We start from the raw sequence: 278 nt of genomic DNA, 5'->3' as shown, positions 1-278 counted from the left end.
CCGAAGAACGAGCTGATGCGCGTCCACTTGACCGGCATCGTGAACGCGGCGGCTTCGAGTGGCGAGCCGTCGAGCGTGTAGTACGCGCCGTGCTCAGCGCCCGGCGCGCGGAACCAGATCGCGCCGAACGTGCGGCCGGCGACGCGCAGCTCGAGCGCGGTGAGGCGCGGCGTGCCGTCGTGCGTGTCGAACGCGACGCGGTAATAGTCGCCGCGCTGCGCACTCGCGCGCATCGCGACCTTGCCGGTGACGAGATCGCCGAGCTGGATGCGCACCTC

1 protein-coding gene is annotated in these 278 nt (G+C 71.2%); it reads right to left on the bottom strand.

Annotated elements, in window-relative coordinates; translation table 11 throughout:
* Positions 1-278 (bottom strand): hypothetical protein (locus tag AAEY68_RS20965; RefSeq protein WP_350586817.1); only part of this gene is annotated, 278 nt, incomplete at both ends.

Source organism: Pseudoalteromonas sp. RB2-MNA-CIBAN-0110, assembly GCF_040309305.1.
Classification (GTDB): domain Bacteria; phylum Pseudomonadota; class Gammaproteobacteria; order Enterobacterales; family Alteromonadaceae; genus Pseudoalteromonas; species Pseudoalteromonas arctica.
The sequence above is the reverse complement of the archived record's forward strand: the minus strand, read 5'-3'. Positions and strand labels throughout refer to the sequence as shown.